This is a genomic window from uncultured Halovibrio sp. (genome assembly GCF_913056445.1).
GTDB lineage: Bacteria > Pseudomonadota > Gammaproteobacteria > Pseudomonadales > Oleiphilaceae > Halospina > Halospina utahensis_B.
The window spans coordinates 1-7769 of sequence record NZ_CAJXMA010000110.1 but is presented as its reverse complement, the minus strand read 5'-3'; the positions used below and the strand labels follow the sequence as shown (position 1 = coordinate 7769).

13 protein-coding genes are annotated in these 7769 nt (G+C 56.7%); 11 read left to right on the top strand and 2 right to left on the bottom strand.

The features are described from left to right. Both QZ501_RS14250 and QZ501_RS14245 read right to left on the bottom strand, forming a co-directional pair. A partial coding sequence (locus QZ501_RS14250) for a hypothetical protein (protein WP_295720438.1) occupies window positions 1-316 on the bottom strand: 316 nt, incomplete at its 3' end. A 316-nt stretch (window positions 317-632) separates the two neighbouring features. Continuing rightward, window positions 633-1391, bottom strand: a complete 759-nt coding sequence (locus QZ501_RS14245; protein WP_295720435.1) for a hypothetical protein — start codon at window positions 1389-1391, stop codon at window positions 633-635. Between the two features lie 772 nt (window positions 1392-2163). Here QZ501_RS14245 and QZ501_RS14240 point away from each other — a divergent pair. The 11 genes from QZ501_RS14240 to QZ501_RS14190 form a co-directional block, all read left to right on the top strand. Further along, a complete protein-coding gene (locus QZ501_RS14240; protein ID WP_295720433.1) occupies window positions 2164-2370 on the top strand; it encodes a DNA-binding protein in 207 nt (68 codons plus the stop codon). After that, window positions 2367-2753, top strand: a complete 387-nt coding sequence (locus QZ501_RS14235; protein WP_295720431.1) for a hypothetical protein — start codon at window positions 2367-2369, stop codon at window positions 2751-2753. The genes QZ501_RS14240 and QZ501_RS14235 overlap by 4 nt, the downstream gene beginning before the upstream one ends. After that, complete coding sequence (locus QZ501_RS14230; RefSeq protein ID WP_295720429.1) at window positions 2750-3055, top strand: hypothetical protein; 306 nt, start codon at window positions 2750-2752, stop codon at window positions 3053-3055. The genes QZ501_RS14235 and QZ501_RS14230 overlap by 4 nt, the downstream gene beginning before the upstream one ends. Further along, window positions 3052-3222 carry a hypothetical protein gene (locus tag QZ501_RS14225; protein WP_295720428.1) on the top strand — a complete coding sequence of 57 codons (171 nt, stop codon included), beginning with the start codon at window positions 3052-3054 and terminating at the stop codon, window positions 3220-3222. The genes QZ501_RS14230 and QZ501_RS14225 overlap by 4 nt, the downstream gene beginning before the upstream one ends. A gap of 248 nt (window positions 3223-3470) precedes the next feature. After that, window positions 3471-3812 carry a hypothetical protein gene (locus QZ501_RS14220; RefSeq protein WP_295720425.1) on the top strand — a complete coding sequence of 114 codons (342 nt, stop codon included), beginning with the start codon at window positions 3471-3473 and terminating at the stop codon, window positions 3810-3812. A 15-nt stretch (window positions 3813-3827) separates the two neighbouring features. Continuing rightward, on the top strand, window positions 3828-3950 hold the full coding sequence (locus QZ501_RS14215) for a hypothetical protein (protein WP_295720424.1): 123 nt from the start codon (window positions 3828-3830) through the stop codon (window positions 3948-3950). A gap of 122 nt (window positions 3951-4072) precedes the next feature. Then, a complete protein-coding gene (locus QZ501_RS14210) occupies window positions 4073-4360 on the top strand; it encodes a major coat protein (protein ID WP_295720421.1) in 288 nt (95 codons plus the stop codon). A gap of 56 nt (window positions 4361-4416) precedes the next feature. Next, window positions 4417-5670, top strand: coding sequence for a hypothetical protein (locus QZ501_RS14205; RefSeq protein ID WP_295720418.1), 1254 nt, complete (start codon window positions 4417-4419; stop codon window positions 5668-5670). 9 nt (window positions 5671-5679) lie between these two features. Then, a complete protein-coding gene (locus tag QZ501_RS14200) occupies window positions 5680-6012 on the top strand; it encodes a DUF5455 family protein (RefSeq protein ID WP_295720416.1) in 333 nt (110 codons plus the stop codon). A 9-nt stretch (window positions 6013-6021) separates the two neighbouring features. After that, window positions 6022-7236: a zonular occludens toxin domain-containing protein gene (locus QZ501_RS14195; RefSeq protein ID WP_295720414.1), complete on the top strand. Its 1215-nt coding sequence runs from the start codon at window positions 6022-6024 to the stop codon at window positions 7234-7236. Further along, window positions 7236-7769 (top strand): acyltransferase family protein (locus QZ501_RS14190; RefSeq protein WP_295720412.1); only part of this gene is annotated, 534 nt, incomplete at its 3' end. The genes QZ501_RS14195 and QZ501_RS14190, both read left to right, overlap by 1 nt.

The window sequence follows — 7769 nt, the reverse complement described above, 5'->3', positions numbered from 1 at the left end:
CGCTTCTTCCTGGACGATTGATATTTATAAATCTTTCTGCCTCATCCCCATAGAAATTCCATGTAGATTCTGTTTCTTTTGGGGGTACTGTTACATGAAACTCATTCGCACAATGTTGGCAAGTTAACGGGATTCCTCCATGAACCCACCACTTTCCATCAGCTGACTGAATAGGATGCTTTGGTACATCTAATTTTTCTGTCCATGGAACCTCATTTGGTTTTTGACACTTTGGACAATTTGGTTTTATTTCGAAGAGGTAGTTAGGAATGAGAGCGTTGTAGGTTCTGTAAGGTAGATTCCTAATATCTTTCATCTAGTATGGCTCCCTGGGTTGGTATTTGGCGTTAATGCCTTGGCCAGTACCCCAATGCACTCTGGCCGTTTCCCTCTTGTCCTTGTTATTCCCTGGGCGTTCCTTGGTACCACCGTTGTCGGATTGTTGCGGCTAGCCGGAAGCCTCTCCGTGTCCGAGGGCGTTGGTGCCGCCTGCTAGCTCTTCCTTAGGACTGCAGTTCCTGCCAGAGCGGGTGCGCCACCTGCTTAGTGGTGGGATTGCCTGGGAGAGCACTGGTATACTGTCGTCGCCGCGCTCTTGCTTTTTCTTAGAAACTTATTTCTCGGTTATATATTTAAGAGTCTTTTTCATTTTGCGCCTCAACCGGTATTGTAATGATTATGTTTGTAATCATTTCGGCCCCTGACTCCAAATCTAACTTAAGGTCAATGTTTTTATCATTCTTAACTAGGTCGCTGGGCCAATATATCGATATGGATATAATTTTTTTATCTTTTGGTGCAACCTCTACGTCTTTGTAAGTGGTGCTTTTCCAAGGTTCGGGGTCATCCTTATCATACGGCCACTCAGGCGACACATAAAAATCCATCGGTGCAGCTGTTTCATTGATCGCCAAGGCATCGACAACTAGATATTCACCTTTCCTACGAACTTCTTTTATGTGAAAAGGGAACTCTCCCTCTTTATAGCTTTCTGCTAAGTCAGAGTAAAAAAAAGAAGTTACATTTGAGAATTCGTAGTTCGAGTCACTACTCAACAATTCAGCGTACTGAGATCCCTGATGTTGTTTCCAGCGCTCATATCCTTCAAAGCCCAAAATGGGTAGGCTTCCTAAGATGGCAATAATGATAAAGACAACGATTATCGCTCCGTAGTTGGGAGGGACAGAAGTTGGTTCGTCTTTTATTGTTCCGCCTTTTGTTGAGGACGAAATACGAATTACATCCTCTTTCTTGAGGGAGCAATCCTTAGCCATTATAAGAGCTGAACACTCTTGATCAGGGTCGAGTCGGGAAATCCATAAATTGGGATGATGGAAGCTAATATCTTCAGTTGCTGCAACAAGTTCATATGAATATTCTCTGTTAAGCACTATTCGGATTTCTTCTTCTACATGGACTCCTCTATTAAAAGCTCTTACCTCAAATAGCTGCGAGGAAGAATTGAGGTAGCTAATGGGATATATTTTAGAGCATACAGCATAAAGTTGCCGAGTCTTAAAAAAATAGATAATAGCCGAACTAATGATAATTACAAGAATACCTACTACTAACTCAGTAACCATATTAAGCCGCTGCCAGAGTTCATATAATTCAATGAGATGCTGTTCGCCACTAAGGTCTTCTTATAATGACGAGGATGTAATTGTGACTAGCCAGTACCCCTTTGCACGCTGGCCGTTCCCTCTTTTCCTTGTTATTCCCTGGGCGTTCCCTGGTGCCATCGTTGTCGGATTGTTGCGGCTAACCGGAAGCCTCTCCGTGTCCGAGGGTGTTCGTACGCCTCGTTAGTTCATCCTCTGGGCTGATCTGTCCAAAGTCAGCGTCAGTCGCATCTGTCATCAGCCACATCGTGTACTGAGGCCATTGAGCGCAGATGCGCTGAAGAAGGTCCCCTTTCGGGATCTGCCCTGTCTGCTCTATCCGCGCCAACGTGCCTTTATTGACCCCGACCAGTTTGCAGAACTCCTGACGGCCTGACGTTTCAGCCTCCCTGATCGCACGAATTTTCTCTGATAGGTCCATTGACAGTACCCAGAATCGTGTATACCGTTTAGTGTGTATACACAAAAATGAGCACAGCCATAAAGCTGTTGTCAGTTTTTGTGTATGTCAGTGGATCAAAGTGTAGCAGGGTGAAAAACAGTGGACGAGCAAAAGCACATCGTAATGATCCCGGTGCCGGTCATGAGCAAGGAACGCTTCGCTGAGATGACAGGTCTCAGTGAAGGCCAGGTCCGCGGCATGATCGAGAAAGGCCACCTCCCCTCCATGAAGTGCGGCAAGGCACGGATGGTCAACATCGCCCGCCTGTCCCAGGAAGCCATCAACCTGGAGGACTGGACGGCATGAACCCGGCCACGCACGACCCCGCCCAGCTGGATCTGATCGGCTTCACCTCGATTGAGGCGCAGAACGCCGAGTTTCTGGCCCGTGAGGACGTGCAGAAGCGCCTGCGTTCAAACAAGCGCCACCCGGATCGCCTGAATCTGTCCGTGAATGGGGTGCGCTGGCGCGCGGTGCGTGGTGACTGGTGCCTCAAGAGCACCCGCGAGAAAGGCTACCCGGTTGTCTGGTGGCACCTCTTCCAGGTTGAACAGCCCGAACGGGGCTTCTTCGTCACCGTCTCTTCCGCCATCTGTGCTGACTGGCTGCGCCAGGGCTTCCGCAATGCGATCCAGGAACGGAACCAGCCAGGGCAACCGGAGACTGCAGAAAAGGAGAACCAGGCATGAGTCACGCGACTGCCGATCCGAATCAGTACCTGGCCCAGGTCACCCAACAGGCCCGCGACACCATGGACCTGTATCACCAGGGCCGTTTTCAGGCCGCTGACATCCACGAGCACCGCCTGTCCGGCCTGATCAATGCCGCTATGACGCTCAAACCGGAATGGTATGTCCCGCTGACCGGATTCCGCCAGATCGTGATTGAGTACAGCCTCGCTCCGAGCCGCCAGATGCCCCCGGAGGCTTATCTCATGCAGCGGGCCTGCCTTGCACTTTCCGCCCTTTCAGACCAACAGGAGGCCGCATGAGCCGCAGAAAACAAAGCGTCCGGCTCTACCTGGATGTCGACACCTATCGCCAGCTGCTGGTCCAGGCCGCCAACACCCAGGACGTGAAGACCCCGTCCGACTACGCGGCCCAGCTGCTGAGTGAAGCATTGAAGAACAACGCTGGGGAGTCTGCCGACCATGAGTAGGCCCGTAAGAGCTGCCCCCGTCATCCGTCGCCGTCGGTATAGAGGCGCCCGACCCAGATCGTGCGCAGGAGCTGGGTCATGTTGGCGCCGCCGACGGCAGAGGATGACGGGGGTAGCGACGCCTGCCCCTTGATTCTCGAGCCCGAGGTCCCGGACCGGCGCCCGCAGGGCGCCTCCGAGCAACCGGACTCCCCGGAGTCCACAAGTGAAAACCGCCGCCCAAGCGGCCAAAAGCTGGAGAAAAAACCATGTCCAAACAGCAACTGACCATCACCGTCATCGGTGCGCGTCGTTTCGACATCGACGGCAACAAGATCGGCCAGATTTTCACCATGGAACCGGCCGACCCGGACGATGCCGACCGCATCGGCAACGACGTCATGAAGTGGGGTTGTGATCACGCCCTGGTCGAAAAGATCGAGCAATACGAATCCGAGCTGCCCTGCGAGTTCGACGCCGAAGCCATGATGAAAGCCGGCGGCGGCCAGAAGGCGCAGTTCAAGCTGCTCAATCTCGCCAAGCGCCAGATCAGCGGCAGCAAATCCAGTGGCGCCAGCGGTGACAAGTCAGCCGCTGCGGCGAGCCAGTAACCAGGAGGGCAGGCCATGACCGAGGCGGAAAAACTCCAGGCCATCCTGGAACAGCTCCAACTCATGGCCTCGATGAATTTCGGTCTGGCGCTGGTTTTCATGCTGGCGCTGGGCTGGATCGCTGGCCACCAACGATGAACCCGAGGGGGAGTCATGGAACCAGCGCTTGAAGTGGCCGGATACGGCCTCGCTATGTGGGGCATTGGCTTCGTCATGTCCCACAAAATCCTGACGATGAAACGACTCATGGAGGTCACAACATGAACCTGAAAACACACCTCGAAAACGCTCGCCAGGCCGTGAACGACAAGTCCCTCCGGGCTGTTACGGCTGTCGGGGCAACCGTGGCGACCACAACCGCAGCGGCCTCTGGTGGCGGCGGTGGCGGTACCACCATCCCCGGCTCCGATGGCATGTCGGATGCGTTCAGCACCCTTCAGACCGAAGCGGGCAGCATGATCGATTCGGCCTGGCCGGTGCTGATCGCTATCACCGGCGGCCTGATCCTCATGAAGCTCGGCAAGAAGGTCATGAATCGGGCCACGTAACCCAGGGGGCTCCGGCCCCCTTTTCTTTCCCTCGTTCAGTGATGCCCTGGGGCTGAATGATGACCCGTATTTTCTCGCTCTTGTTGCTGTTGTCCGTTGTCTTGTTGTCGCTACCAGTTAATTCAGCGGAACAGATAGAAACTCTATCGCCGCTTGGTCAGGATTATTACAAGTGCTCCTGGGATTATGAACAAGAGTGGGTCGATGATTACGTTAATAATGTTGAACAAACTTTCCCGGAGTGCGGGAAAGATGGGCAGTATTGTGAAACGTCTTACCCTGATGGCAAGGAATGTAATTGGGTTGATGGCGGATGGGAGCCTTATAACCTGCGTGTAAAGGTCGTTCTTTACGAAGGCGAGCGGCCACCGACCCAGAAGGAAATTTGTCAGGACAAGGCGGATCAGGGCGCAAGATCAACCGGCGTCCTTGTCCATGATGAACCCTACCTCCCGGCCCAGGTCTGTGATGCCGGCTGCACCGCTTTATATTCCGGAAGTGTCACGGCTTCGGAGTACTCCGGAACCGGCGAGAACAAAGTCTATTACTTCAATAACGTGAATATGTCCTACACCGGCGACACTTGCACCGTCGGTGATGGTGGGTCCGGTGCCGAGGAACCAGCGGCGGAACAAGGCGAGGACGCCCCGGAATGCGGTCCTCGGGAACAGCTCGGGACCGTGAATGGTGAATGGAGCTGCCAGCCGAAAGGCGGCACCGGTGGGGATGATGGGGCCGGTGATGGCGGTGGCGGCTCTGGTGGTGATGATGGTTCCGGTGGTGACGACGGATCTGGTGGTGATGACGGGTCCGGTGGTGGTGACGGATCCGGCGGGAATGCCCCGGATGGCTCCAAAACGGAAGGGACCGTCACCCTCCCTGATGGCACGGTTCGCGAGGTTGAGTTTGATACCGAAGGGCTCGCCCAAGAGGACACCAACCAGGACATCAAGGAAGGGGTGAAAGACCTGGTTGATGAGGACGGTGAAACCAGTGAGCCCAAGGATATGTATGAGCAGAACGTCGACGACAGCTGGGACGAAAGCGGCATCGACGACGCCATCCAGGAAGTCGAGGACGGCAACTATCCCGGCATCGAAAACCAGCAGGAAGCCGAGAACCTGAAAGACACCGTGCAGCAGGCCATTCCCGATGTCGGCTGCTCCGGGGTCAGTGTCCAGCTCCATAAGCAATTCACCTGGGACATCAGCTGCGCCGATACCCAGCGGGTCCGCGACATCCTCTGGTGGGCCATTGCGGTGCTGACCGCCATTGGGATCGGCCAGGTGTTCCTGGAACCGGTGAAATAGGAGGGAACCATGCCAGCACCTGCGATTGTCGGCGTCCCGTGGCTTGCCAGCATCCTCAGCAGTCTCTTTGCCGGACTGGTGGCGTTCTTCGCCAAGTTCCTGTCCAAGAAGCTGGCCATGGTCGCCGCGATCATTGCCGCCGTCGTCGCTGTTACGGCCTCGTTCATCGGCACCCTTGAGGGCCTTCTGGCGGCGCTGGATCTGACCTTTCCCGGCGACGGCAGCTGGGGCCTGTTCGTGCCGGGCAACCTCACCGACTGCGTGTCGATGTATCTCACCGCCCGGCTGGCGAAGTGGTTCTACTACTGGCAGGTCACCTTCCTGCAGTACAAGTTGTTCTGAGGGGGCGCCATGGCGACGTATGTGGTCACCGGCAAACTCGGCGGCGGCAAAACCCTGGCCTGTGTGGGCCGCATCCGCGACGCCCTGATCGAGGGCCGCCCCGTCGCGACCAACCTGGACATTGACCTGGTTAAGCTCCTGGGCAAGAAGGCGAAGAACGCCACGCTCTACCGGGTGCCGGACAAACCGGCCGCCGATGATCTCCACGCCTTGGGCAGTGGTAACGACGGTTACGAGGAGGAGAAAAACGGCCTCCTGGTCCTGGATGAGTGCGGGACCTGGTTCAACGCCCGCGAGTGGAACGACAAGAACCGGCGGGGGCTGATCGACTGGCTAATCCACGCCCGCAAGTGGGGATGGGACCCGTATTTCATCGTCCAGGATGTGTCGATGATGGACAAACAGGCCAGGAAGGCCCTGGCGGAACACGTCGTCTACTGTCGCCGCCTCGACCGGTTCTCCATCCCGCTGCTCGATCCGCTGTACAAGCTGGCGACCGATAAGCCCCTGCCCAAGAAGAAGGTGCACGTGGGGATCGTCAAATACGGCGACCAGCCTAACGCGCCCATGGCCGAGCGCTGGTGGTACGTCGGCAAGGATCTCTACCCCGCGTTCAACACCAAGCAGATTTTCCGCGAGGACTACCCCCATGGCGTCTACCAGCAGCTGCCGCCCTGGTACACCCATGGCCGTTACATGCGCCCGAGAGATTGGAGGTTCGTGATGCGACTCACCCGGATCTATTTCCGCCAGTATTCCCGCGTTCTGATGATGGCCGTGGCTGCAATCAGTGGCGCGGCCGTGGCCACGGCGATGACCGGCGAAAAGCAGCCCCAGAACCCGCTGGCCAGCATTGAGGGCCCCATCACTGCCGAGAAGCTGAATGCCTTGCCGGGCGTATCGATCAAGAAGAACCAGGATGAGGAACGCGAAATCAGCGAACCGGAGCCCCAGCCGGTCCAGGTCGCCCAGGTTGAACGCGACAAAGCCGATCCGCTGAAACGCTGGCGCGGTGCGGAGCTGACCGGTGTGGCCACTGATGCGGAGGGCGACCCGATCTATGCCCAGGTGAAAACGAAGGACGGGGGCAAATACTCGCTCGATACCATCCGCTCGATGGGCTTCAACGTCCAGATGCCGGACCAGTGCTCGGTCATCATCGCTGACCAGGAAACCGGCGAAATGCTCCGGCTGCACACCAATTACTGCCCGGAGCTTGGCTGATGCGTAACGCGACGCTTGATGCAGCCAGGGCCGCCGGGATCGCGCTGATGATCCTGGATCACGTCGCAGTGGTCTACGAGTGGCCGCCATTCGTTCGCGACATCACACGCCTGGCCATGCCGCTGTTCATGGTCACCTCCGGGTATCTGTTCGCGGGCAAGCTCGGCCCCCGCTATCGGGAGGTCTGGCTGGCCGCCGCGATCACCTGGCCGATGGTGGTGGTCCTGGAGCTGGCTCTGGTGCATGTGCTGATCGTCTACGCGCTGGTGCTCCCACTGCTGCGGGCCCAACCAGGAACGCTGCTTTTACTGACGTGTCTCGGGCTGCTCCAGACCTACAACTGGGCGATTCCCTGGAACGGCTACCAGCCTGGCTACCTTCTCGCGTTCCTGGTCCTGGGCCAGCTGGCACGCCAGGCGGGCATCGAGATCCGGGACCGCAACTGGCCCCAGTGGGTGACCTGGCCGGGTCGTTACCCACTGACGGCGTATGGGGTTCACCTGGCGGCCCTGGTGGGCCTGACACAGATCCCC

What these genes read in the sequence shown, in the direction of transcription:
- QZ501_RS14235 (WP_295720431.1), top strand. Translation starts at nt 2,367, where the DNA reads ATGAACCCGGCCACGCACGACCCCGCCCAGCTGGATCTGATCGGCTTC.
- QZ501_RS14230 (WP_295720429.1), top strand. Translation starts at nt 2,750, where the DNA reads ATGAGTCACGCGACTGCCGATCCGAATCAGTACCTGGCCCAGGTCACC.
- QZ501_RS14225 (WP_295720428.1), top strand. Translation starts at nt 3,052, where the DNA reads ATGAGCCGCAGAAAACAAAGCGTCCGGCTCTACCTGGATGTCGACACC.
- QZ501_RS14220 (WP_295720425.1), top strand. Translation starts at nt 3,471, where the DNA reads ATGTCCAAACAGCAACTGACCATCACCGTCATCGGTGCGCGTCGTTTC.
- QZ501_RS14215 (WP_295720424.1), top strand. Translation starts at nt 3,828, where the DNA reads ATGACCGAGGCGGAAAAACTCCAGGCCATCCTGGAACAGCTCCAACTC.
- QZ501_RS14210 (WP_295720421.1), top strand. Translation starts at nt 4,073, where the DNA reads ATGAACCTGAAAACACACCTCGAAAACGCTCGCCAGGCCGTGAACGAC.
- QZ501_RS14205 (WP_295720418.1), top strand. Translation starts at nt 4,417, where the DNA reads ATGATGACCCGTATTTTCTCGCTCTTGTTGCTGTTGTCCGTTGTCTTG.
- QZ501_RS14200 (WP_295720416.1), top strand. Translation starts at nt 5,680, where the DNA reads ATGCCAGCACCTGCGATTGTCGGCGTCCCGTGGCTTGCCAGCATCCTC.
- QZ501_RS14195 (WP_295720414.1), top strand. Translation starts at nt 6,022, where the DNA reads ATGGCGACGTATGTGGTCACCGGCAAACTCGGCGGCGGCAAAACCCTG.